Below are 24,542 nucleotides of genomic sequence, written 5' to 3'. Positions count from 1 at the left end.
ATTTTTTGATGATGATTAAATTGTTGGAATCGTTCCGCCATCGATTACAAATGTTGTACCTGTCAAATAATTGGCTTTTGGTGAAACTAAAAAACCAATCAATTCGGCAACTTCTTTAGGTTGTGCTGGTCTACCAATAGGAATTCCGCCTAATGCGTCCATTACACTTTGAGTGGCTTGTTCTTTGGTAGTATTTGAGCTTTCTGCAATGCGTTCCATCATTCTTTCTGCAGATGTAGTCATAATCCAACCTGGTGAAACCGTCAAAACTCTTACACCTTTTGGCGAAACTTCATTCGACAAACCCTTACTATAATTGATTAATCCTGCTTTTGCAGCTGCATAAGGTAAAGTAGAATCGTAAAGCGGCAACTTACCTTGAATGGAAGCAATGTGAATAATCACGCCACTTTTCTGCTCAAGCATTTTAGGTAAAAATCCCCTGTCTAAACGAACCGGTGCAAGCAAATTTGTTTGAATGGAATGTTCCCACGCTTCATCTGTCAAAACTGAAAAACCACCACCTTTTGTTTCAGAACCACCCAAGTTGTTTATCAAAATGTCTAATCTCCCATATTTTGCTAATACTTCTTCAACTACTTTTTCTGTTCCGGTTGAAGTACTTAAGTCTGCTGAAATGAAATGCAATTCATCGTTAGCGGTTTCAGGTGTATTTCTTGCCGTAATAATTACTGTTGCACCTGCATTTAAAAGTCGCTCGGCAATCGCTTTTCCTGTCCCTTTTGTCCCTCCTGTTACCAATGCAATTTTGCCCGATAACTCTTTGTTGAAATTAAATACTTGTTCCATTGGCTGATATGTTTAGGACAAATTTCCGTCTTATATACCATTCTCACAAGTACGGAAATACGATTCATATAGGGATAAATTTTTCCCCTATTGCACATTTTGGAACATAGGTTTATTTTTGTTTTATGTACGAAAGAAAAATTTTACCCAACCTAAATTGTGGCTTGGATTTGATTGGTGAAGTGTTATACGGCAAATGGAAAATCCGTTTGTTGTGGTTCATCAATGAAGGTTATTTACGACCAAGCGAACTGCAACGCAAAATACCCGATGCAACTAGACGTGTGCTGAATATTCAACTCAAAGAACTTGAAGAACATGAATTGATTACCAAAAAAATCTATCCTGTAGTACCGCCTAAAGTGGAATATCGTTTAACAGAATTTGGTAAAACTTTGATTCCCATAATTTCTACACTGGGAAATTGGGGTGATGAAAATGAAGATCGTTTACGGTCGGTCATTTTAAAACGTTTGAAAGCCAATAGTTAGATTTTGAATTGTTATGTCTGAAGTAGTTGTAACTAGTAAGTATAACGTCAATTATGAAATGTCCATTAATCGCAGTATTTCCTTTTTGAGGAAGAAATGTTAGTTTTCTGAGAATATTCTACCTCATCTTTAAGACTTGTTCTGATGTGAAAATCAATATTATTCTTCAGTTTTAGTGTAGGTTACAAAATCAATCCCTATCCCGTTTGGATCTACAATAGCAAAATGTCTGTCTCCCCAAGGTTCATCTCTAAGTTCTATTTCTATGGCTATATTTTTATTTTTAAGTTGAGAGTAAACCATGTCTACATCATCAACTTCAATGGTCAAATAAACCCCTCTCCCATTATGAGGCGATTGAAAAATAGGTTCTTGACTAGGGTGATTCGGTTTTAAAAAACTTATTTCTGATGAACCATCAGGTGTATGTATCAAAAGGTAAAAGTCATTTTGAAAACTTATGCCAAAGCCTAACTTTTCCGTGTAGAATTCTTTTGTCTCACTCAATTTTTCTGTTACTATTCCTGCGTTTAATTTCATTTTACTTTGAGTTTGTGCATTTGCCCAACTTATAGATAAGACAAATGTAGTAAATACTAGTGCCTTCATTTTTTATAGTTTGTTGAACAAATTTAGAGATCACTAATGGGTGGAAATTGTAAAAATCGGACAAAAACTATTCAAATGCCTGTGATGGTGTTACTCCATAAAACGTCTTGAAATTTTTAACAAAATGTGCTTGATCAAAAAAGCCAACATCAAAGTATAGTTTATTATTTCTAATACTTTGCTTTGAAGGTTTAGCATGTAAAATATGTTGAAAGCGTACAACATTGCAAAAAGTTTTTGCAGTTGTTCCAACATAGAAGTTAAAAACTCTACGAAGTTGTCTCGGACTTAGACCAGTATTTAAGTCTTTCTCTATATTCAAGAAACCATTTTTATGGAAAATGATATTTAAAGAATTGAAAAAACGTAAATCGTATTTAAAACTTTGTCTTTCAATAAAGAATATCAATTTCTCATTTAATGATTTTATAATCATTTCAAATGAATCTGTAGACTTAATTTTAGTGCTAATCCAATTTGAAAAATCTGGTAATATTAATTTTAATTCTTGAGATTGGTTGCTCAGACTTTTAGCATTAACTCCAAATATCAGTGGGAAAGCAGCTGGTAAAAAACGAATTCCGATGTAGTTAAACTTTTTGCCAATAGGGAACTCCGTATATTTTCTACAAAATCCCATTATATAATTTTCGGATGCTTGATTGTGGTTAAAAAATATATCAATGCAACCATCAGAAACTACTCTGTATATAAATGGTTGACTGAGTGTTTCTTGCGTTTTAAGTTGCCAAAAACAATACACAAAGCTTTCTATTTCTTTATTCGGTTTGGCTTCTTGATAAGTTATCCACTCGTCTTTTGTTTGAACAGATGGCTGAATTGGTCTGTAATAAAGTTTTATTTCTTCAATTGCTTTCACCTTATCAATATTATTAGACATATACACATTAATTTTTCACCAAAAACTGTATGCGCTCAAAATATAACTATTTCATTCATCAATATTGGTGTGATATCCGTATGTTTATAAAGTTGAATATAGAAACTCTTATGACATACACACATTACATATTTGACAATGGCATGGCTACACGACTTACCATTCATGATGATTTTATGATGGATATGGAGCGGTATGATCCTGTAAGTGGAAAGATGATTTCGGACTTAAAGCTGCTTAAAAAAATCGATAGCGATGAATGTGATTTTGAAAGAGTCTCTGTTGATGATTTTTGGGAATATATTGGGAATAACAGGTTCTATCATGAAATAAATCAAATCTTTAACCCTAATAATAAAGAGGAATGACAGAAGAAGATTACATACCATCTTTACATTGGCACATCAGGTTTGATAAGCGTGATGATAAAAAAGGAGATCTTTTTGGTACACTTATTCATACAGAGCATCCTGAGTTTAAATGTTCATTTTACATAGGGAAAGCCTCAATCAAAACCAAAGGTTTAAGCATCCATAATCTTGAAACAGGAGTTCAGCTTTATAATGTAAAAATGGCTGATCATAAACTCGATGGTAAAAACATCTATAAAATGACTAATACTTTAAAGGAAGGTGCTAGAGCTCTATATAATACGCTATATCTTCCATTTTTTAGAAATCAGAATTAAGTAATTACTTTTACTATATTAGACTTGTTCTGGTGTAAGTAATTGATAATCAATATTATTATTTTTGGGATAAAAAAGAAAAATGGCAATATCCTACAAAGAAATAAGAACAGAAAGACAATGGAAAGCGAGTACAGGGTTAAGTGAAGAGCAATTCAATAAGTTGGCTACTCTCTTTGAACAAGCATATGTTGAACTCTTTGATGAGACCATAGATGAAAGACAAAGTGGCTTCCCATCTGAAAGTGTATTTGCTACTTATAAAGACCTGTTCTTTTTTGGTTTATATAGCATAAAAAGTGCTCCGGCACCCGGCGGTCTGACTTATGATCTATTAGCTTTAAGTTTTGGACTAGCCCCTTCTAATGCCTATCAATCGCAGTCGCTTACTTTGCAAGTACTTCAAGCTGCCTTAGAGCTAGGAGGATATATGCCAAAAAGAGCATATGCAACTGAGGAAGAGTTCAAAAAGCATTGGCCCCCATGGACGTATGTTTGAATCCCTTAATCTAAGGTATTAAATTACAAGAAAAGATGAGGAGAGAATGACGCCATGGAAGATACGTTTTATACGATATCGAGCAGTTGCCACTGTGGCCATTGATTTACAATTCATTTCTCTCTTTTCTTTATAGGAACAACAGTATTTAGGGGAGAGATATCTACCTCGGATAATTTACGTGAGAATCCGTTCCACGGTGGCCATAAAGAAATTCTAATGAAAAACACAATTTTAAAAAAATGCTTCGGAATTGACAGCGTGGCTGCCACATTTCAAAAGATACCTTTTCGGTTCAATATGGGATGCTTACCCAAGAATTAGATGTACGATATGGGGCAAAGAGAATTTTCAAAAATACCTTGAGCGACATCGAAAATTTTATTGTTTGGGCAAATAAAAAGCTAGATGACACCAGTCTTCCGACCCTTTTTGTGGTAGAAGCTACAGGGGTGTATTATGAGAACTTGGCATATGTTTTATCGGATACAAATCTACGGGTCAGTGTACTGTTGCCCAATAAAGCTAAAGCTTTTGCAGAAAGTCTAGACACAAAATCTGGGAGGTCCCATCTAAGACTGATGAATTAGATGCTATTATGCTGTGTCGTATGGGATTAGAACGAACACTACCCATTTGGCAAGCTCCCGATACTACTTTGAGAGAAATTAAACTGTTGACTAGGGAGCGAAGTCAATATCAAAAAAAGAAGACGGCTGCAATTAACCAGCTCCATGCTTATAAGAATGGTTTTGATGTCCCCAAAATCATTATTGAGCGCTTAGAGCAAGAAATCGAGTCCCTTCTTGATACGATTGTAATAATAGAGCAACAACTATCTGTACTTGTAGAGCAAGAAAAAGATATAAAGCAAACCATTGACAGAATTACAAAAGTACCTGGTCTAGGTGTGATAAGTGTACTAACCGTACTTGCTGAAACTAATAATTTTTCTTTGGTAAATAACATCAAACAGTTGGTAAGTTATGCAGGCTTGGATGTGCAACTTAACCAATCTGGAAAAAGTAGTAAAAGAGCTAGAATTTCTAAAAAAGGCCACCGTGGCAACGGGAATTCTCACATCAGAAAAGCTTTGTACATGCCTGCTCTTGCGGCTTGTAACAGTAAGAATTCAAGTTTACATGATTTTTATGAGGGGGTCATTGAAAAAAAGCCTTGCAAAAAGATTGGAGTCATTGCTGTAGAACGTAAGCTATTAATATTAATTTATTCGTTGTGGAAATCGAAAGAAGAGTTTGATGTAAAACGACATCAATCACAAAAAGAAATTTCATGTACAATACAAAAAAATAAGAGCGAGTTAGTACTCACTCTAAACTAGATGGACTTCGGTATAAAACTTCCTATCATGTCCTCTTTCGGGTAATTAAATTTACTGATTTTTATTTGTTTTTAAACACAGTATCAATGGCTAGAAGAGGCTGAAATTATAGTTGCCGTCATGAACTATGTTAAAGAGCAAGTTTTTCAACTGTTTTTTTACTGTCAAATTCATAGTCATTATCAAAAGGAACTCCGTTCTTTACCACAGCAAATACCTGCCTAATTAGTTTGTGACATACTGCAATCAAAGCCACATAGCCTGACTTTCCTGCTTTTCTTAGTCTATCATAGAGCTCTTTACAGGCTCTGTTATATCTGATTGCTGACCACGCTCCCATATATAACAGAGACCTGATAGTTGGGTCGCCTGAACGGTTGATCCCCCTGTTTGACTTAACACTCGTTCCTGATTGATGGTGTACTGGTGCTATTCCAATGAATTTGGCCAACTGTTTTGCCGTTTCAAAAAGACGAAACCCGTCTGTTGCCACAATCAATGAAACGGCAATCTTGTTTCCTATTCCTTTCACTGTAAGTGCAAGTTTGAGCATATGATCGAACTCTTGATTTGCCAACCGCAATAGGTCAGCTTCCAAAAGTTTAATTTTTTCATCAATGAACACCAAGCTTTCTGATAAAACATTCTTTGATAAAGCGTCATGCTGGATTAAATACGTTTCCTCATCCTGAAGGCAACCCATTCCATGGTGGCCATAACATGCCGTTGTTTTTTCAGTTGCCTGATAATCATTCGTTTGTGTTGTATTTTCAGTAAAGATGATGATTTGGGCTTAAATAAGGCAGGTCTAAAGGTCTGACCGTAGTAAGAAAGCATCTCAGCATCTTTTGCGTCTGTTTTGGTGATTTGCAATTGCATTTTAAAGAAATAAGCAGATTGTTTGGGATTGATTACCGATACCAAAAAATGGGCTTCATGTAGGCTGTACACCAATAGGGAACTGTAGTTACCAGTTGCCTCAACAACTATATGATCGGACTTCTCCAGTTCTTGTAAAAAAAGGTCAATACCTTCTAGGGTGTTCTTAAATGTTTTAACCGTAAAACCTTCCTGTATTGGAAAAGCACAAACTAAATCATTTTTGGATATATCCACTCCTATATACCGTTTCATGGGCTAAGTTTTTAATGATATAAAAAAGTATGACTCCTTTTCACTAGCATTGTAAGCAGGTTCCTGACCTAATGAACTATCCAGTATTGGAATCAATGGGAGCAGCCCAGAACATGACGGACGGTTTAAATAACCAACGGTGGCCGTTGCCATGGAATGTCAGGGTCTGCTCTCCCATGATTAAAATACAAAATCATATCTAATAGGTAATGATGCAAACTTACAATGGAATGAATGCCACTGAGCAGTGGAGGCAACGACCTGGTAATCAGGATAAACAGAGAGATGCTTACAGCGGCCAGTGTGGCCCAGCAAAAGAAAACGACACACCATAAAATACATGCTAATGAGTACTAAGGAGAAAAAGATAAAATACCTCAGTTATGCTTATCATGGTAGGTCTCATGACTTGAGTATATTACGTAATGAATTTGATGCAGAAAGGGGACTTTGGTTCGATGAATATGAAGTGCATGTTGATCTTGGCTATTTGGGTTTAGATAAAGATTATGGATTCAAGAAGTTGAGTATCCCATATAAGAAAAAACGAAACACTCCTTTAACAGAACAACAACAAATTTCCAATAGAGAAAAAAGTCAATTTCGAGTCACCGTTGAAAATTCCATTGTAGGTTTAAAGCGGTACAGATTCTTATCTGATAGATTGCGATGTAGAAAAATATCCTTCTACAACAAGGTAATTGGCTTGTGTGCAGGACTATGGAACTTTGTGCTAACTTCTTGATTCTCACACCAGAACAAGTCTATTGAGTAATTTACTACCAATGCCATGATTCTGTGCTTCTGGAAACACACCAACAAACCATAAATAAGCAAAAGGCTCTTTGGGATGGTGTTTCTTAATCTTTCCTTCTCTCTTAAGAGTTTTAACTGCTTTAATGTATAATGCCAGTTTAATATCCCAAAGCACAGTTTGAAATGTATCTTTTTTCTTATCTGGAAATAATACCAAGGAGCAAGCCTTCTTATCATCTGAAAGCCATACTTCTCCAAATTTCAAACAAATGTCAAAAGAGTATTCCATCAGTTTTATTAGTGCATTTTTCCTTCTATTACCTTGTGGAATTACATAATTAACACTTTTATTATCATCAAAAGATTGGCTTAAAATCTCCACAACAAGTTTTCTATAATAGTTATCAGTTACTTTAATCATCTTAAAATTTAGTTAATCTAGATATCTGTTCTTTTTATTGTTTAATGTCTTATGGATTGAGTTGATATTATCTTTAATAAAATTCTCAACAAGATATGAGATAAGATTAGAAACTTTTTTTAGCTCTCCTGCGACTTTCAACTTAATTAAAACCTCATGTAAATCTTTATCAAGATATACAGGTGCATTACCCGAAAAATGATCCAAGTCATTTATCTTTTGCATTATATTGTCAAACTCATTTTGTTCTTCAGGCAATCTTATAGCATTCTTTTGGGGTTCTTTTTTATTTGGTGCAGTTTACATATTCCGGACTAACGTGGTTCATCATCATTTTTGGTGGGACCAATCAGGAAGTATCCAATACTCTAATTTTCAGTAAATCAAATCCAGCTCTACCATACATTTGTCTTTTTATATTCTTGAGTCTATTTACTTGTCCTTCTACCGGCCCATTGCTCGGGGAGCCCCGCTCCAGTTATATGTAGCCGCAGCTTTTACGGCATCATAATCCCTATTTATAGACTTTCCAAATCTTTTCATGATTGCTATATCACTTTGCTTACATGCATCAATCCATTTTAAAAGTAACTCACCTTTTCTTTTAGCAAGTATGTTTCTGAATTGGATTGATAAGCTCCTTGCTAGTTGTATGTTTGGTTGAATTTTGTATTCTTTGGCTTTCATTTCCTTTTGATAACTTAACAACAATCTACTTACCTTCCTTGAACTCCAATTTATTACAACCGTTTTGGGTGGACTCTTTTCTTTTTCGCCAAACTGATTCACTATTGAATGAACACTTCGATAGGTAACTGGAATATCTTGTTCAACTAATAACTTCCATAGCTTTGTTGGACTTTTTTCTCCACAGCTCCAATGATATTTAAGTTCATTATAATAGTTCCGAGCAGAGTTTGATTTAACTGTAGGTAAGCTTTTTTCAGGATATTCTTCAAATTGCAAATATCTTTTAACTGTATTCTTGCTAATAGATAGCTTTTTAGCAATAGTCTTTTTTCCCATTCCTTGAGAAAACAAAGTCTTTACTTCTTTAAATATGAGTGCGTATCTACTTGGTTGAGAGGGTTTCTTTTGTTGGGATTGTTGAAGCAATTTTTCCTCTTCAGCTTGTAGTATTTTTTGTCTTTCCTCTTTTTCCAATGACCAAGATGCCTTTCGTAAATCAGAATTATGTTTCTCTAATAATTTCTGCAAACATTCTTTTAAATTTTTCAGTAAATGCCAGTCTGCGAGACCCGTCGATCTGCAACTTGTAAAGCATCTGGTGCGCCTTGTTTGGCAGCTTCTGCATAGGCTCCTGAACGATCTCTGCTAATAATTTCAATTCCAGGGTGAGCTTCTAACCAATTTTTTAAAGTTTCTGAGGTTCTATCAGGCAGCAAATCTATTGGTTTGTTTTTTTCAAGATCAACTAAAATTGTCCCATAATTATCTCCTTTTCTAAATGCCCAATCATCAACACCTAAAACTCTTGGTGTGGAGAAATTTTGAAGCTTTTTACTATGCATCAATCTTAGCAAAGTACTACTACTTACATTCAAAAATAATTTTTGACATAACTGAGAAGCTGGATTAGCACCTATTTTAAGAGCTATGGCTTGCATTTCTAGTTTTACGCGAGTGGTTTTACGTTGATATGCTTGTATTTCAGGTCCTAATCGTTCACAAAAAATTTTAAACCTGCATGCAGGATTTTGACAATAGTATTTTCTGACACCCAAATTTAATTTTAATTGAAAGTTGCATATAGATAAATCCTGTACTGTTCTGCAATAATAGCTATGAATATAATGACTGTTTTTCCCACAATGCGGGCATGCTACTGTAGTAGCTGTTCGTAAAATATCAATTGCCAACACAGGATATTTTCCTTCAGTATCTATTGTGAATTTTTCAAATTGTATTGCAGGAACTTTTGGTAGTAAGGATTCTAGTAGGTTCATCTTTTTATTGTTAAATCTACCAGAAATTCAGATTTTTAATTTCCCACCAAAAATGACGAAGAACCGGCGATATGACCCCGTACTTTCCATAGCTATCGTGGTAATCTTTGATTCTTTGAGCCAAGCGATCATTGCTTCGTGGTCTTGGGTATAGACACCGAACTCCCTAATATCTTCTTTGGTCTGCCCGATACTTACGTAGTGGCTCCTAGAGCCCACGTCGATACCTGCTGCTTGCGGATTGACCATTTCCATTGATACTTTCTTTTTCATATCCTTATATTTTAAACCAAAAATGAGCTTTTGGGGCAGATATCTTTATTCTTGATGAACTATTTCATACTGGGTCGCATAGACGGGGTCACCTATAGTGCCACCAATTAAATCAACAATCGTCCTTGTGGACCATATACCTGCCAGTCAGATTTCAGGAAGGGCTCTTTCGCGCCATTCAGCCTTAGGGCTTCTTCCAAAAGCTAACTACCAGAAAGATACAAGTTGTTTCAATTAATCAATAAGCTTGCTTAAGCTAATCGCTGGATTTTAGGAACATACATTTGAAATTTAAAGTTTTATAAATTATCCTACAAAAGCGATGGATTATTCAAATGCCCATGTTGTTTACGGTATGCTTTTGGTGACACACCACAAATCTTTAAAAAGGATGCATTAAAGCGACTGATGGAATTAAAGCCTGATTCCAATGCGATAATTGTTATTTTTTGATTACTTGTTGAAAGCATTCGCTTTGCATGGAATATTCTTTGGTTTAGAAGATATTCCCGAATGGTGAGCCCAAATGATTCTTTAAAAATTCTATTTGCATAATCTGGGTTGAGGTTAACAATATCAGAAATATCCTTTGTTTTAATATCCTGCAAGTAATTAGAAGCAATATAAGCGGCAATTTTTTCAACGATATCTACATTTTTGAGGTCAATATCAAGCGATAGGTTTTTACCTACAATGTTATAGTCGTTATAAGCCAACCTTTGCAGTCGGGCATTTAATTCTAACAAAGCAATGTCTTTTAATTTATCAGATTTGCTTTCAATATCTTTCCGCCAATTTTCAAACAACAGCAATTCGTGGTTGAGACTCAAATTAGAATCATCTAGAATTACACTCCCTTTTAGCAAATACTTGATAAATTCTTTGGGAAAACTCCAATTTAAAAAAATATTAAATGGCACGGTGCAAACATAATAAGGAGCCTGCCCTGATACATGAATGATTTGATGCGGAGTAAGTGCCCAAAAAACTGCCAATTTGTTTTCGGGAATTTCAACAACTTTATCGTAAATTAAATAGGTTACTGAGCCTGAAGGCACAAAGTTGATCTCCAATTCATCATGTCGATCTGGTTTAAGCATTTTAGATTTTGCCCAAAGTTCGCAGGTTAAACCATAAGGATCGTATCTATTCCTTTTTTCATCAAACTTATATAGCATGTCGGAAAATGATATAAATAACTATGAAAACAGGTAGAATTTAATCAAAATTCGAGATACTATTACAATTACATAAAAAAATCACCCGATGAAAAAAACAACACTAGGAGTAATAGTGGGTAATCGTGATTTTTTTCCAGATATTTTGGTGACAGAGGCAAGAAAAGACTTGGAAATTCTGGCTGAAAAAATGAACCTTAACCTCATTATTCCAAATGAAAATGAAACAAAACTCGGAGGAGTAGAAACTTATCAGGATGCGAAAAAGTGCGCTGCGCTGTTTAAATCCCATGCTGATGAAATCGATGGAATCCTTGTATGCTTACCGAACTTTGGCGACGAAAAAGGTGTAGCAGATGTAATTCGACTATCAGGTTTAAAACTTCCCATCCTTATTCAAGGATATCCCGATGAGATTAATAAAATGCATGTCGCCAGAAGGCGTGATGCTTTTTGTGGTAAGATTTCAGTATGTAATAATCTCAGGCAGTATGGCATTCCTTACACCATTACACACAAACATGTAGTTCATCCCACAGATGAAAGCTTTCACAAAGATTTAGTGCAATTTTTAGGTGTTTGTAAAGTCGTAAAAGGCTTAAAAAATTTACGTATTGGCGCTGTAGGAGCTAGACCAAGTGCATTTAAAACAGTACGATACAGCGAAAAAATTCTAGAACACAATGGTATCTCCATCACTACAATAGACCTTTCTGAAATATTAGGCAATGCCAACAAGTTGACTGCAAAAGATCAGAAAGTAATAGATAAACTGGAAAGTATAAAAGCTTACTCTCCTACTGGTAAAACTCCCGAAGACAAACTTGTCCAAATGGCAAAGCTCGGTGTAGTTCTTTCTGATTTTATAGAAGAAAATGCCCTTGATGCAACAGCAATTCAGTGCTGGACCTCGGTACAATCTAACTTTGGTTGTAATGTTTGCACCAACATGAGTATGATGAGCGATCAATTGATGCCGAGTGCTTGCGAGGTTGATGTTACTGGAACGCTCACGATGTATGCCATGCAACTCGCTTCTGGCACACCTAGTGCGCTGGTAGATTGGAATAATAACTATGCGGAAGACGAAAATAAATGTGTGCTTTTCCATTGCGGAAACTGGGCAAAATCATTCTTACCAGATATTAGAATAAGTACCGCTCCTATTTTAGGCACAACCGTAGGCGTAGAAAATACTTATGGTGCTTTAGAAGGCCGTACTCCTGCCGGACCTCTAACCTATGGCAGAGTTAGTACCTCAGATTTAGATGGCAAAATGAGAGCCTATTTTGGTGAAGGCATGCTCACAAACGACGAGTTAAATACTTTTGGCAACAGAGCTGTAGCTAAAGTACCAAAGCTGCAAAGCTTAATGCGATATATATGTAACAATGGTTTTGAACACCATGCTGTAATGAATGCTTCTCATACCGCTAGTATTCTTAAAGAAGCCCTAGGTAAATACCTTAATTGGGATGTTTACTATCATGATGAGAAAATCGAAGATTAAAGCAATATTCATTTTTTAATTGTTCAATTCCAAGCTTATGTTGACAATCGAATTAGAAAAGAAATCTGTAGCATACAGAAAAAAAATATTATATTATATAAAGAAAGCAAATGCAGGTCATACTGGTGGAAGTCTTTCGTGTATCGACATTCTAAACGTATTGTATAACAACGTGTTAAATGTTAATCCTGAGACCATAAATTCACCAGATCGGGATCGTTATGTGCAAAGTAAAGGTCATTCGGTAGAAGCACTTTATGTTGTGTTGGCAGATAAAGGCTTCTTTCCAGAGTCTGATCTGGAAACGCTTTGTCAATACAAATCTCATTATGTTGGGCATCCTACACGCAAGGTTAATGGTATAGAACAAAACACTGGTGGTTTGGGTCATGGTTTGGCAATGAGTGCTGGCATGGCAATGAGTGCTAAAATGGATAATAAAGATTACCGAGTATTTACCCTTCTTGGTGATGGAGAATTGGCAGAAGGGTCTAATTGGGAAGCCGCTATGTTAATTTCTCACTATAAGTTGGATAATTTAACCGCTATTATCGACCGAAATACATTGCAGATAACAGACCGCACATCAAATGTGTTAAGTAATGAGCCATTGGCGGAAAAGTTTGCAGCTTTTGGTTGGGCAGTAAAAGAAGTGGATGGACATGATTTAGCAGCACTTTCAACCATATTAAATAAAGGAGCATTTGAAAAAGGCAAACCCAATTTGGTAATTGCCAATACCACTAAAGGAAAAGGTATTTCTTATATGGAAGATGTTTTAAAATGGCATCATGGAGTACCAAGCGATGAACAATATCAACTAGCGCTAAAAGAATTAGCAGAAAAAGAATTATTGCTAAAAGTAAAGTGAAAATGATATGGAACAAGGAATCCCAAACTTGGTTGCCTTTGCCGAAACAATGGAAGCTCTGGCAGCTAAAGACAAAAACATATTAGCAGTTACCAGTGATTCTCGCGGCTCTGGTAAACTGGTAAATTTTGGAAAGTTATATCCAAAGCAAATTGTGGAAGTGGGTATTGCAGAGCAAAATCTGGTCGGTATGTCTGCCGGATTGGCTTCTACTGGCAAAAAAGTATTTGCCGTTTCTCCTTCTTGCTTTCTTACTGCTCGATCGTTGGAACAGATCAAAAACGATGTTTGCTACTCAGACAATCCAGTTAATTTAATAGGTATAAGTGCTGGCGTGAGCTATGGTGCTTTAGGCTCAACTCATCATTCTTTACACGATATCGCCGTGCTTAGAGCTATCAATAACATTCATATTATTGTTCCGGCAGATAATTTTGAAACAATAGAAGCAATTCAATTTGCTGTGCAGGTAGACAAACCTGTATTTATCCGCTTTGGTAAACGGCCCATGTATCATCTGCATAATAGTAATACCAAGTTTGAATTGGGCAAAGGAATTACTTTGAAGAATGGTAACGATTTGGCATTTATCGCAACTGGCGAAACTGTTTACCATGCTTACAAAGCCGCCGAACAATTAGAGAAAGAAGGTATAAAATGCACTGTGGTGAGCATGCATTCCATTAAACCTTTCGATGAGCAATTGCTCTTAGAAGTTGCTGACCGTTGCCAGTCTATGGTAACAGTTGAAGAGCATTGTATCAATGGTGGTTTAGGTGAACTATGTGCAAGTATTTTGATGCAGTATGGGAAAAAACTCGCTTTTAAAATTGTAGGTATTCCAGACGAATACACTGTTACAGGCTCTCAGATCGATATTTTTAATCATTATGGAATCTCAGAAGAAGGATTGTATAAAGTAGGTAAAGCATTAGTCGAAGAAAATATTAGTGTATAACCGAAGATGTATTCTTTAGTACAATACTTAGAAATTCAATGATGCAACTACCAAAATTGTAGCGTTTTTTTTAAATTACTGTATAATGAAGTCTTGTATTAGACTCATTTATAACAAACTATCATAAGAATTATCAATTTGGATCGCTATCTGATTTAATAAGTAATTAGATGTCTTCCAAAACCAAACCTTATAAATAATAAGGGAATAAGAACACATAAAATATTGAAAATGAAATATCTAACTATCTTTTTAATCACATTGATGCTTATTTCCTGTTCCCAGTCTCGAAAAGAGTCTGAGGGGAATAAGAAAATAGCCGTTGTCATTTCAACACTCAATAACCCTTGGTTTGTGGTTTTGGGAGAAGCTGCTGCAAAACGAGCGCGTGAACTTGGTTACGAAACCACCATTTTCGATTCACAAAATAACACCGCCAAAGAAGCTGAACATTTTGAGAATGTAATTTCGGCTGGTTATTCTGCCATCCTTTTTAACCCAACAGATACAGAAGGTTCGGTCTCTAATGTAAAGCGTGCAAAGGAAGCAGGCATTCCAACATTCTGTATGGATAGAGAGATTAACTCATTGGATTTGGCTGCAACCCAAATTATGTCTGATAATTTTTCTGGCTGTGTAGAACTGGGACAATACTTTGTGAGAAAGCTGAATAAAAAAGGCAAGTATGTGGAATTACTGGGTTTGGTTGGCGACAACAACACATGGAATCGCTCAAAAGGTTTTCACAGTGTGGTAGATAACTTCCCAGAAATTGAAATGGTGGCACAACAAAGTGCAGATTTCGACCGCAACAAAGCAATGGAAGTGTTGGAATCTATCTTACAATCTCATCCAAATATTGATGCTGTATTTTGTGGAAACGATGCCATGGCAATGGGTGCTTATCAAGCTTTGTTGGCTGCTGGTAAAGCCGAAAGTATTATGATTTTCGGTTTTGATGGTGCAGATGATGTTCTTCAAGCGATTAACGATAACAAGATAGAAGCGACAGCCATGCAATCGCCAAAACTTATGGCTCAAAAAGCCGCAGAATTTGCAGACCAATACATCAAAGGAAATAAGGATTTTGAAAAGAAAATTCCTATTGCAGTCGAAGTAGTTACGCAAAACAACATAGAGAAATTTGCTATAAAATGATAAAAGCATAGGAAATGATTAAAAGAATCAAAATCGCTGTTGGTATCTTATTGATATGCTTAATTGCTTACAATTCTGTGTACTTCGAAGCATTGGATGAAAAGAAATTGTCAGAAACAAAAGAGGACTTTTCACCCAAAGCTTTTGCCCAAGAATTAATGCAAACTCAAATTAATAATGTGCCTGCATTAGAAGCTTCAGCATATTTTGCTCAACTCGATTCCAACTTTAATTCATTTACGAAAGAACATGGAAAAACACTTGGCGTGAGTAATTATCGATACTTTATGCTCGAAGGCAAAGGAAAAGTGTTAGCCATTGAAGATGAAAATGTGCGATTAGACATTGAAGGTTTAGACAGCCAAAGCATTCTTCTAGCCACTGATTTTATTTTTGGAAATACCCTTCGAGATGCTTCTGGTTTGGTAAGTATTAGCGATTATGCGAATACAATGGATTTTAACAATATCTCAGTCGAGATGAATCACATAGTAAAAAATGAGATCATTCCTCCTTTTATGAAACAGGTTTCAGAAGGGCAATCGGTCAATTTTAAAGGGGCACTCAGATTAAATATCGAAGAAAAACAAACTGATGAACTTCGTGTAATCCCCATTTCATTAGCAATCACTTCTAATAATCCTTAATCCAATTTATATGACCGCAGAACAGCCGATATTAACTGCCCAAAACATTACCAAAAAGTTCGCTGGAACAGTCGCTTTAGATCAGGTAAACCTCGAAGTGTATAAGGGGAAAGTAAATGTGATTGTAGGAGAAAACGGTGCAGGAAAATCTACATTGATGAAGATTCTCTCTGGAGTTTACAATACCTATGAAGGCAAATTATTTTTGGATGGAGAGGAAGTTAGTTTTAAAACTCCGCGAGAAGCAAACGACAAAGGCATTGCAATTATCCATCAAGAATTAAACCTTATCCCCTATTTAAGCATCACAGAAAACATCTTTTTAGGCCGTGAGCTAGTCAACAAATTTGGTTTTCTAGATTATGAGACCATGCATGCTCAATCTAGAGAATGGCTAAAAAAATTAGACTTTAATATCGATCCCAAGACAAAAGTGAGCAAACTTAGAATTGGTGAACAACAACTCATTGAAATTGCAAAAGCGCTTTCATTAAATGCCCGAGTTATTATTATGGATGAACCCACTTCGGCAATTTCAGATTCTGAGGTGGAAATCTTGTTTCGAATTATTGAAGACATTAAGAAGAAAGATGTCGCTATTTTATATATCTCCCATAAACTTGATGAATTATTCAAAATTGCAGATCGGTTTATTGCTCTTAGAGATGGGCAAATGGTGGGCAAAATCGAAGATGTATCTCATGTGAAAAAGGAAGATTTGATTCGCTTTATGGTAGGTAGAGATATCAAAAACACTTTTCAAAGAACAAAAATACCTTATGGGGAAGAAATTCTGAGAATTGAAGATTTGAGTTTTTACAAGAATCTGAATACCGAAGACTTTTGGGTGCAAAATGTTTCTCTAAGTGTTAGAAAAGGTGAAATACTCGGCATCTTTGGTTTAATGGGTGCAGGTCGCACAGAACTTTTCGAAGCTATATTTGGGCTGCATCCCAACAGAGTAACTGGTAAAATTTACATCGAAGGAAAAGAAGTGAAGATTAATTCTGTGTGTGATGCGATAAAAGCAGGCTTAGGTTTAGTGCCCGAAAATCGTAAAAAAGATGGGCTTGTACTGCAAATGAATATTGCTAAAAACATCAGCATGGCAGATACTGAACAAGTTGTAAAAAGTAGCTTTCTGAATGATGTACTTGAGTGTAAACTTGCGAAGTATTACATCAACAAAATCAATATAAAAACCACTTCTGAAAAGAACATCACTAAAAATTTAAGTGGTGGTAATCAACAAAAAGTAGTTATTGGAAAATGGTTAGCCACTTGCCCCAAAGTACTTTTTTTAGATGAGCCTACTCGCGGTATCGATGTAAATGCCAAAAACGAAATATATCATTTGATAGAGCAACTTGCCAAAGAGGGATTGGCTGTGGTTGTAGTTTCATCGGAACTACCTGAAATAATGACCATTTCAGATAGAATTTTAGTGATGAGTCAGTCTAAGATAGATACTGAATTTAAAAGTGCAGAAGCTAACGAAGATGCTATAATGACGGCTGCTATTAAATAAGAAATATGAAAATGAAAGAAAAATTAGCTCAATTTAAATCAATAATAGCCCTGCTGCTGCTTTGCATTGTGCTATCTATTATGTCAGACAAGTTTTTGACAGTGGATAACGCTTGGAATGTAATGCGGCAAATTTCCGTAAATATCTGTATCTCTGTAGGCATGACGCTAGTTATTTTATCTGGCGGAATTGATCTATCTGTTGGTTCTATATTGGCATTGAGTAGTGCCATTGCAGCAGGCCTTTTAAAGTATGGAGTCGAATTCCAATCGATGAATTTGTTTATAGGATTCACATTGTTGGGCGCTGTAGTTACTGGTACTACTGTAGGTAGTGGTTTGGGTGTTTTCAATGGATTTATGATTACAAAATTCAAAGTTCCTCCCTTTGTAGCAACATTAGCTATGCTTACCATTGCTCGCGGACTTACCATGCTTTGGACGGGCGGCTATCCGATAACGGGTTTAAATCCTAGTTTTGCTTTTTTAGGCACTGGCTGGTTTTTAGGTATCCCGATGCCTGTTTGGATTTCTGCTGTTATTGTAGGGATTGCCATCATTATAACAAACTACACGCAATTAGGTCGATATATTTATGCCATTGGAAGTAATGAAAGTGCAGCTCGTCTTTCAGGTATAAAAATTAAGAATGTAAAAGTTTGGGTGTATACGATTGCCGGAGCTTTGTCGGCTATTGGTGGGCTAATCGTTACTGCCCGTTTAGACTCTGCCCAACCCAATGCAGGTTTGAGTTACGAACTAGATTCTATTGCTGCTGTGGTAATTGGAGGTACTTCCCTATCTGGTGGTTGCGGAACAATTTTAGGCACTGTACAAGGTGCATTAATTATCGGTGTGCTCAACAATGGACTTGTGTTGCTCAATGTCTCTCCTTTTTGGCAACAAGTTGTAAAAGGCATGGTCATACTCGTAGCTGTTATTCTCGACAAAGCAAGTAGAAAAGACGATTGATTTTTTAAAGCTTAAATTCTCTAAAGATGTCTTCTAAAGAAATATTTATATTGACTGTTGATCAAAGTACAAGCGGTACAAAAGCGATAGTTTTTAATCAAGATGGAGAACTGATCACAAAAACTACCATTCCGCTTCAATCTTATTATCCACAAGTGGGTTATGTAGAACAGTCTCCTATTGAGATATATCAAACAGTGATAGAAGCAGTAAAAACCTGTACTGAGCAGTTTGAAGCTTTATATCCAAATCAAACTCACAATATAGTGAGTTGTGGTATTACCAATCAGAGGGAAACTTTTGTGGTTTGGGATGAAAATGGTGAGCCACTGCATCAAGCCATTGTTTGGCAATGTAAGCGTTCTATCGAGACTTGTAATAGATTACATCTTCAAGGTTTAGAGTGTGAAATAAAATCACGAACTGGTTTAAAAATCGACCCTTATTTTTCGGCTACAAAACTGATTCATTTATACGAAAATGATGCTTGTGTGAGGGAGAAAATCGAAGCAGGTAATGCTTACTTCGGTACTGTAGATACTTGGTTACTTTATAAGCTTACTAATGGTGGAAAATACATTACAGACCATACCAATGCTTGTAGAACTTTATTCTACAATATTTTTGAGCTTAAGTGGGATGAGTTTTTATTAGACAAATTCAACCTAAGTAAATTAAATCTACCTGAGGTTTGCCATTCTTCGTGCCACTTCGGTGTATCCGATTTTGAAAAAATATTTGATCGCCCAATACCTATTACCGGAATGATTGGTGACTCACATGCTGCTGCGTTTGGTGAAGCTTGTTACTCAGAAGGGACAGCAAAAGTAACACTCGGAACAGGTTCTTCCATTTTATGGAATACGGGAAACAAACCTGTATCTTCTAATTCCGGAATGGTAACTACCATTTGTTGGAGCATAGAAAACCGCATCAATTACGCTTTAGAAGGAGTAATTGTAAGTTGTGGAGCCACCATCGAATGGTTAAAAAAGCAGTTGGGAATTTTAACAGATAGCATTGAAACAGAAAGTATTGCACAGTCTTTAGAAAGTTGCGAGGGTGTATACATAATCCCTGCATTTAGTGGCATGGGCGCACCACATTGGAAAATGAACTGGAAAGCTTCTATCCATGGACTTACTTTTAAGTCTAATAAATCGCATATCGTTCGAGCTGCTTTGGAGTCAATCCCCTATCAAATAAAGGATGTGATAAGTGTGATGGAGCAAGAGGCACAGACATCATTAAAAGAATTGAAAGCAGATGGCGGCATCACCCAAAATGGCTTTCTCATGCATTTTTTAACGGATTTGCTAGGTACCAAAGTTGTAAATATTGGCATTACAGATGTTTCGGCTTATGGTGCTGCGCTAATAGCTGGATTAGGTGCTGGCATTTGGCAAAACATAGAAGATTTCCCTAAAAACAACAAAGCCCAAGTTTTCATCCCTTCGGAAGATACCGATTCCATTAAAGAAGCGTACGTTGGATGGCAAAAGGTAATTAGTGATGTTTTGGTTTGATAAAGACGTTTTTATGAGTATGTAATTTATTAATTAGATAAACCTTCCTCAAAGAAAAAGTAGTCGGGATCAGGTTTAAATCTTGGGTCTATCTTATGTAATTCTTTAAGCGTCCATCCATTGGGAGGAGGCTCTGGTATACTATCTGGTACTGGAGCATGAAAAAGCATCACACTCTGGCTTGGGTATTCTACAGGAAATTTAACATAGTATTTTTTCCTTACTTTATCAGAATAATCTTCAGGTGCCAGACTCATACCAAGGTAGGATTTCCCTTTGAATTTTATTTCCCATTCAGCATAAGGTCCACCGTTAGATGGAATACCCACACTTAATGAGGAATATGTATATCTCTGCTCAAGGGTAGATGTCCAATAATCGAAAATATTATATACAGGAACTATACCTATTAAAAGAGTAAATATGATAATATTTAAAACTTTTTTATTTTTCATTCAATCAATTATTATGAATTTATTCTTGTTAGAACAGTATCAAATCTTATATAGTACAAGTCAATAATTAGTTGTGGACTAATTTATACTTATTCAAACCTACAAAAAACTAAATGATATACACAATTGAAAAAGCCAAGCTTGTAACAGAACAATTAAGGAAATTTACTACTGCTTATACGCATCATGTTGTTGGACAATTTGCTAATATAGAATTCTGGATAGATGAAGTACAAGTTGCCCTAAATGCTATTGATGAATACGGCAAAAGGTTTACAAATATTCGTGATGCTCAACAAGCATGGATAGAAGCTCATGGCACAGAAGTATACGACTATTGCCCGATGTGTGGTGGAAAGTGTGAATTGAGTGATGGTACTCCAAAACCTCCAATTAGAACTTCTAGCACAGATTTAAAAGAAGCAAGAAAAGCTCTAGTTGATGCAGCTTATTACTTTTTAATTCGCTGTTTCAAAATTGCTTTGCTAGATCAAACTGAATTGGAAAAACTATGTACCAAAATCGGAACTAGTATCGACCCATTTGATTTAGAGATTAGAGAATGATCAGTAAGATTATATTCTTGAATTTTTTGGTAGCTATGATTTTCTTGCTCAATGTATTGGTTTACTATTGTATCTGCCCTCTTAAGTGTGATAATCATGCTATATTTTTCTTTAATGATTGAATCTCCTAAAAAGCATCATGGTATATTGGGTTATTTCGTTCTCCAATAGCTGATAGATGCTTTTTATTTATACTTAACCAATTCGTCTCATTGTACTCTACTTCTACTTGATAACTTCCTCTATAAGGTACAAAAAACAATTTTGAAATTGTGCCTCTATATGATTAATAATTCTCATAAGAATTGCTTGTAAAAAAAGATATAAGTGAATTATAAATAGGTACTGCGAGAGCAATAGTTATAATTGGAAATAAATATTTTTCTAATACTTTTTTCATCACTCCTTACTTTGGTTTATCTATTATCTCTAGAAATTAAATATTAAATGATACTCCGTAAAGATACCACAGCGTAAATAGCTTACGAAGCAGCGTCCTTATTTTGTAAATAAAAAGCTTACAATGGATTTGATAAAATTTATTGATTATTATAGATCAGAAGATGCTTGTAGGCACAAGTTCAAGGAAATACGTGACAAACAGGGCATTGTGTGCAAGAAATGCGGTGGCACAGCACACTATTGGTTGAAAGGTAAGCAGATGTACCAGTGCATAGACAATACGTGCAGGTTCCGTACGAGCCTCCGTAGTGGTACGATCATGGAATCCTCCAAGCTGCCTTTCCGTTATTGGTTCATCACCATGTACCTGATGGGCAGTACAAAAAAAGCCTGTTCTGCTTATTATGTTCAACGCCAACTGGGGCATAATCGCTATGAACCGATATGGCAGATGATGCACAAGATAAGGAGCGCCATGGGTACAAGGGACAACTGTTACCTTCTGGGTAGTCATGGTGAGGTGGAGATAGACGAGGGCTTTTTCGAGACCATTGTAGAAGAGGAGGAAAAGTCTGATGAGAGGAAACGGGGGCGTGGCAGTCAGAAACAGACGATGTCCATCGTTTTTGCCCAGACTGAACATGTAGGGACGCCAAGATGCTTACCGATGGTTATCCAACATATCGTGCCTTGCAAGAAGAGTTCAAGGAGATGCGGACAGAGAAGATATCCTCAAAGGAAGCACATATCAAGTTGCCTTGGGTACATACGGCAATAGGTAATGCCAAAAAAGTATTGCAGGGTATCTATCATCATGTAAGACCTGAATATCTACAAAATTATCTGGACGAGTTCTGCTATAAATTGAACAGGACTTATTTTGGTAACAAGATTTTTGATAGGTTATTGGTAGCCTGTACACTAACTTAGCTTGGGGTTAGTTTGCCGAGTATCATTTTATTTATTTTGTCCAACTCAAATTTAATGTTAATAGCAATTTCTTGTATAGTATTCAGGTAATACATCCTTATTTCACTATAAACATCTACTAATCAGCAGAAATATGGATTCAATATTCCGACTTTTGGATACTTCTGACAGATGTAAACATGCGAAATTTGTCTTTTCAAATAAATAGTTATTCAGATATGAAAGTAACATTGATTACAGGAGCCTCAGGCGGTATAGGAAAAGCCATTGCCTTTGAATTTGCAGCAAAAGGACATCACCTTTTGCTGGTAGCAAGAAACAAAGAAAAACTATCCACTATTTGCTCTGAACTTCATGTAAAATTCAAAATAGAAGCACATTACATAACAGCAGATTTATGTGATAAAAATTCGCCACAATTCATTTATGAAGAAAGCAAAAGAAGAGGTTTATCCATTAATATATTGGTTAACAATGCAGGTAAGGGGTCTTCTGGCGAGTTTTATAAAAACATTTTAGATAGTGAGCTTGAGATTATCCAATTAAATAATGCCAGTTTGGTAGCGCTTTCTCACTATTTTGTAAAAGATATGATCGCTAAAAAGAGTGGATATATAATCAATATTGCATCTATGATTGCCTTTATCCCAAGTCCTTATATGGCAGTATATGCTGGTTCAAAGCATTTTTTGAAAACATTTACCTATTCTTTTGCTGAAGAATGTAAACCGTATAATGTAAAAGTAATGTTATTTAGCCCGGGGCTTACTACCTCCAATTTCATGAATACCAAAGAAAATAATAATGACTGGGGAAAAACTCTTACAGCAAACAGTAATACACAAACACCTGAAGAAGTTGCTAATGAATTAATGATTGCATTTGGAAAAGAAAAAGTGTTTCATGTATCTGGAAGTAAGAATAGATTTTTCGTGAAAATGACTGGATTAATGTCTCAGCGATTTATTGCCAAGACATTTGGAAAACAAAAGCGAAATCAGATGGGATTAAAATAATTATATTTATAACAGTATTGGTTATGGAAACAATTAGGGTTAAAAATATAGCACAATGTCATCAATTAATGGGGATTTCAAAACCGAAACATCCATTATTCAGCATATTAAGATTTGAAGACATCAACCAATACACGGTCGAAAAACAAATTCGGGTAATCTTTGATTTTTATCAAATTGCCCTTAAAATAGATTGCCCAGGTAAATTAGTTTATGGGCAAACTCCTTATGATTTTGATGAAGGTGTTTTATCTTTTTTTGCACCTAAACAGGTAAATATTTTAGATCCAGGATGGCTTTTCCCAAAAACAGGTTGGTTAATCACTCTACATTCCAATTTTTTAAGGTCGTTTTCTTTGGATAGGAAAATAAAAGAATATGGATTTTTTGACTATGCTGTAAATGAAGCATTGATATTATCAGAAGATGAGGAAACGACAATAGAGACTATTCTGCGGCAGATAGAGAAGGAATACTATTTACCTATTGATAATTTCAGCCAAGAGGTGATAATTACTAATCTTGAATTATTACTTACCTATTGTAATCGCTATTATAATCGTCAATTTATTACTCGAAAAGCTGTCAACAACAGTTTGTTAGGGAAGATAGAACAGCTTTTGAATCATTACTTTGAAAATTCATCTGTTCAAAAAGGTTTGCCGTCTGTAGAGTTTTTAGCATCTGAGTTAAACTGCTCGCCAAAATATTTAAGTGATTGTTTAAAACAAATCACTGGAATGACGGCACAACAGCACATTCACGACAAACTGATTGAGAAAGCTAAGGAAAAACTCTCAACCACCGAACTTTCTATAAGTGAAATAGCCTATGATTTGGGGTTTGAGTATTCGCAGTCGTTTAGCAAGTTATTTAAGAACAAAACCAATACGAGTCCAACAGAATTTAGAATGCGATTCCATTAATACATAAAT

General features: G+C 35.7%; 30 protein-coding genes and 1 pseudogene. 19 read left to right on the top strand and 12 right to left on the bottom strand.

Going from position 1 to position 24,542, the window contains the following annotated elements; genetic code table 11:
* Window positions 1–15: 15 nt before the first annotated feature.
* Window positions 16–810, bottom strand: a complete 795-nt coding sequence (locus tag OQ292_RS32035; protein WP_284688205.1) for an SDR family oxidoreductase — start codon at window positions 808–810, stop codon at window positions 16–18.
* A gap of 125 nt (window positions 811–935) precedes the next feature.
* Here OQ292_RS32035 and OQ292_RS32030 point away from each other — a divergent pair, with 125 nt between their 5' ends.
* Complete coding sequence (locus OQ292_RS32030) at window positions 936–1,301, top strand: winged helix-turn-helix transcriptional regulator (RefSeq protein ID WP_284688204.1); 366 nt, start codon at window positions 936–938, stop codon at window positions 1,299–1,301.
* Window positions 1,302–1,460: 159 nt separating this feature from the next.
* On the opposite strand, the gene OQ292_RS32025 is transcribed toward OQ292_RS32030, so the two are convergent.
* Window positions 1,461–1,841, bottom strand: coding sequence for a VOC family protein (locus OQ292_RS32025; protein ID WP_284688296.1), 381 nt, complete (start codon window positions 1,839–1,841; stop codon window positions 1,461–1,463).
* A 136-nt stretch (window positions 1,842–1,977) separates the two neighbouring features.
* Complete coding sequence (locus tag OQ292_RS32020; RefSeq protein ID WP_284688203.1) at window positions 1,978–2,811, bottom strand: AraC family transcriptional regulator; 834 nt, start codon at window positions 2,809–2,811, stop codon at window positions 1,978–1,980.
* A gap of 29 nt (window positions 2,812–2,840) precedes the next feature.
* Here OQ292_RS32020 and OQ292_RS32015 point away from each other — a divergent pair, with 29 nt between their 5' ends.
* From OQ292_RS32015 to OQ292_RS32000, 4 genes are all read left to right on the top strand, one after another.
* The gene (locus OQ292_RS32015) at window positions 2,841–3,179 is read left to right on the top strand and encodes a hypothetical protein (protein ID WP_284688202.1); all 339 of its coding nucleotides are present in this window, start codon (window positions 2,841–2,843) and stop codon (window positions 3,177–3,179) included.
* Window positions 3,176–3,499, top strand: coding sequence for a hypothetical protein (locus tag OQ292_RS32010; protein WP_284688201.1), 324 nt, complete (start codon window positions 3,176–3,178; stop codon window positions 3,497–3,499). Before OQ292_RS32015 ends, OQ292_RS32010 begins: the two co-directional genes overlap by 4 nt.
* 82 nt (window positions 3,500–3,581) lie before the next feature.
* The gene (locus OQ292_RS32005; protein WP_284688200.1) at window positions 3,582–3,998 is read left to right on the top strand and encodes a hypothetical protein; all 417 of its coding nucleotides are present in this window, start codon (window positions 3,582–3,584) and stop codon (window positions 3,996–3,998) included.
* A 556-nt stretch (window positions 3,999–4,554) separates the two neighbouring features.
* Window positions 4,555–5,340 (top strand): transposase, encoded by a 786-nt coding sequence (locus OQ292_RS32000; protein ID WP_284687574.1) that lies wholly within the window; start codon window positions 4,555–4,557, stop codon window positions 5,338–5,340.
* A 130-nt stretch (window positions 5,341–5,470) separates the two neighbouring features.
* Here OQ292_RS32000 and OQ292_RS31995 read toward each other — a convergent pair whose 3' ends face one another.
* Complete coding sequence (locus OQ292_RS31995) at window positions 5,471–6,043, bottom strand: transposase (protein WP_284688199.1); 573 nt, start codon at window positions 6,041–6,043, stop codon at window positions 5,471–5,473.
* The gene (locus OQ292_RS31990; RefSeq protein ID WP_284688198.1) at window positions 6,010–6,474 is read right to left on the bottom strand and encodes an IS110 family transposase; all 465 of its coding nucleotides are present in this window, start codon (window positions 6,472–6,474) and stop codon (window positions 6,010–6,012) included. The genes OQ292_RS31995 and OQ292_RS31990 overlap by 34 nt, the downstream gene beginning before the upstream one ends.
* A 209-nt stretch (window positions 6,475–6,683) precedes the next feature.
* On the opposite strand from OQ292_RS31990, the gene OQ292_RS31985 reads away from it, so the two are divergent.
* Together OQ292_RS31985 and OQ292_RS31980 are read left to right on the top strand one after the other, a co-directional pair.
* Window positions 6,684–6,809 carry a hypothetical protein gene (locus OQ292_RS31985; RefSeq protein ID WP_284688197.1) on the top strand — a complete coding sequence of 42 codons (126 nt, stop codon included), beginning with the start codon at window positions 6,684–6,686 and terminating at the stop codon, window positions 6,807–6,809.
* An 11-nt stretch (window positions 6,810–6,820) separates the two neighbouring features.
* Window positions 6,821–7,219 carry a transposase family protein gene (locus OQ292_RS31980; RefSeq protein ID WP_284688196.1) on the top strand — a complete coding sequence of 133 codons (399 nt, stop codon included), beginning with the start codon at window positions 6,821–6,823 and terminating at the stop codon, window positions 7,217–7,219.
* 3 nt (window positions 7,220–7,222) lie between these two features.
* Here the strand turns inward: OQ292_RS31980 and OQ292_RS31975 are convergent, their stop codons facing one another.
* The 6 genes from OQ292_RS31975 to OQ292_RS31950 all read right to left on the bottom strand — a co-directional run bounded on the left by OQ292_RS31975 (window position 7,223) and on the right by OQ292_RS31950 (window position 11,069).
* Window positions 7,223–7,651 (bottom strand): GNAT family N-acetyltransferase, encoded by a 429-nt coding sequence (locus tag OQ292_RS31975; RefSeq protein ID WP_284688195.1) that lies wholly within the window; start codon window positions 7,649–7,651, stop codon window positions 7,223–7,225.
* Window positions 7,652–7,663: 12 nt separating this feature from the next.
* A complete protein-coding gene (locus OQ292_RS31970) occupies window positions 7,664–7,909 on the bottom strand; it encodes a hypothetical protein (RefSeq protein ID WP_284688194.1) in 246 nt (81 codons plus the stop codon).
* A 186-nt stretch (window positions 7,910–8,095) separates the two neighbouring features.
* Window positions 8,096–8,692: a hypothetical protein gene (locus tag OQ292_RS41215; RefSeq protein WP_431733799.1), complete on the bottom strand. Its 597-nt coding sequence runs from the start codon at window positions 8,690–8,692 to the stop codon at window positions 8,096–8,098.
* A 194-nt stretch (window positions 8,693–8,886) separates the two neighbouring features.
* Entirely contained in the window at window positions 8,887–9,618 is a 732-nt protein-coding gene (locus tag OQ292_RS31960; protein WP_284686065.1) for an ISL3 family transposase, read from the bottom strand.
* Between the two features lie 27 nt (window positions 9,619–9,645).
* Window positions 9,646–9,891, bottom strand: a complete 246-nt coding sequence (locus tag OQ292_RS31955; protein WP_284688193.1) for a hypothetical protein — start codon at window positions 9,889–9,891, stop codon at window positions 9,646–9,648.
* A gap of 311 nt (window positions 9,892–10,202) precedes the next feature.
* On the bottom strand, window positions 10,203–11,069 hold the full coding sequence (locus OQ292_RS31950) for a helix-turn-helix domain-containing protein (protein WP_284688192.1): 867 nt from the start codon (window positions 11,067–11,069) through the stop codon (window positions 10,203–10,205).
* 88 nt (window positions 11,070–11,157) lie between these two features.
* On the opposite strand from OQ292_RS31950, the gene OQ292_RS31945 reads away from it, so the two are divergent.
* The 8 genes from OQ292_RS31945 (at window position 11,158) to OQ292_RS31910 (ending at window position 20,238) form a co-directional block, all read left to right on the top strand.
* On the top strand, window positions 11,158–12,579 hold the full coding sequence (locus OQ292_RS31945; RefSeq protein WP_284688191.1) for an L-fucose/L-arabinose isomerase family protein: 1,422 nt from the start codon (window positions 11,158–11,160) through the stop codon (window positions 12,577–12,579).
* A 37-nt stretch (window positions 12,580–12,616) separates the two neighbouring features.
* Window positions 12,617–13,450 (top strand): transketolase, encoded by an 834-nt coding sequence (locus OQ292_RS31940; protein WP_284688190.1) that lies wholly within the window; start codon window positions 12,617–12,619, stop codon window positions 13,448–13,450.
* Window positions 13,451–13,457: 7 nt separating this feature from the next.
* Window positions 13,458–14,408, top strand: coding sequence for a transketolase family protein (locus OQ292_RS31935; RefSeq protein ID WP_284688189.1), 951 nt, complete (start codon window positions 13,458–13,460; stop codon window positions 14,406–14,408).
* Between the two features lie 264 nt (window positions 14,409–14,672).
* Window positions 14,673–15,566: a D-ribose ABC transporter substrate-binding protein gene (locus OQ292_RS31930; RefSeq protein ID WP_284688295.1), complete on the top strand. Its 894-nt coding sequence runs from the start codon at window positions 14,673–14,675 to the stop codon at window positions 15,564–15,566.
* Between the two features lie 14 nt (window positions 15,567–15,580).
* The gene (locus OQ292_RS31925) at window positions 15,581–16,213 is read left to right on the top strand and encodes a DUF2291 family protein (protein ID WP_284688188.1); all 633 of its coding nucleotides are present in this window, start codon (window positions 15,581–15,583) and stop codon (window positions 16,211–16,213) included.
* Window positions 16,214–16,223: 10 nt separating this feature from the next.
* A complete protein-coding gene (locus OQ292_RS31920) occupies window positions 16,224–17,741 on the top strand; it encodes a sugar ABC transporter ATP-binding protein (protein ID WP_284688187.1) in 1,518 nt (505 codons plus the stop codon).
* Between the two features lie 11 nt (window positions 17,742–17,752).
* The gene (locus tag OQ292_RS31915; protein WP_431733798.1) at window positions 17,753–18,712 is read left to right on the top strand and encodes an ABC transporter permease; all 960 of its coding nucleotides are present in this window, start codon (window positions 17,753–17,755) and stop codon (window positions 18,710–18,712) included.
* Window positions 18,713–18,738: 26 nt separating this feature from the next.
* The gene (locus OQ292_RS31910) at window positions 18,739–20,238 is read left to right on the top strand and encodes an FGGY family carbohydrate kinase (RefSeq protein ID WP_284688185.1); all 1,500 of its coding nucleotides are present in this window, start codon (window positions 18,739–18,741) and stop codon (window positions 20,236–20,238) included.
* 29 nt (window positions 20,239–20,267) lie between these two features.
* Here the strand turns inward: OQ292_RS31910 and OQ292_RS31905 are convergent, their stop codons facing one another.
* A complete protein-coding gene (locus OQ292_RS31905) occupies window positions 20,268–20,693 on the bottom strand; it encodes a hypothetical protein (RefSeq protein ID WP_284688184.1) in 426 nt (141 codons plus the stop codon).
* A gap of 113 nt (window positions 20,694–20,806) precedes the next feature.
* On the opposite strand from OQ292_RS31905, the gene OQ292_RS31900 reads away from it, so the two are divergent.
* The 4 genes and pseudogenes from OQ292_RS31900 to OQ292_RS31885 all read left to right on the top strand — a co-directional run bounded on the left by OQ292_RS31900 (window position 20,807) and on the right by OQ292_RS31885 (window position 24,533).
* Window positions 20,807–21,259, top strand: a complete 453-nt coding sequence (locus OQ292_RS31900; protein WP_284688183.1) for a hypothetical protein — start codon at window positions 20,807–20,809, stop codon at window positions 21,257–21,259.
* 523 nt (window positions 21,260–21,782) lie between these two features.
* Window positions 21,783–22,591, top strand: a pseudogene (locus OQ292_RS31895) (IS1595 family transposase).
* 218 nt (window positions 22,592–22,809) lie between these two features.
* Window positions 22,810–23,607, top strand: coding sequence for an SDR family NAD(P)-dependent oxidoreductase (locus OQ292_RS31890; RefSeq protein WP_284688182.1), 798 nt, complete (start codon window positions 22,810–22,812; stop codon window positions 23,605–23,607).
* Between the two features lie 23 nt (window positions 23,608–23,630).
* Window positions 23,631–24,533 carry a helix-turn-helix domain-containing protein gene (locus OQ292_RS31885; protein WP_284688181.1) on the top strand — a complete coding sequence of 301 codons (903 nt, stop codon included), beginning with the start codon at window positions 23,631–23,633 and terminating at the stop codon, window positions 24,531–24,533.
* Window positions 24,534–24,542: the final 9 nt, after the last annotated feature.

Source organism: Chondrinema litorale, from assembly GCF_026250525.1.
GTDB classification, from domain to species: domain Bacteria; phylum Bacteroidota; class Bacteroidia; order Cytophagales; family Flammeovirgaceae; genus Chondrinema; species Chondrinema litorale.
The sequence above is the reverse complement of the archived record's forward strand: the minus strand, read 5'-3'. Positions and strand labels throughout refer to the sequence as shown.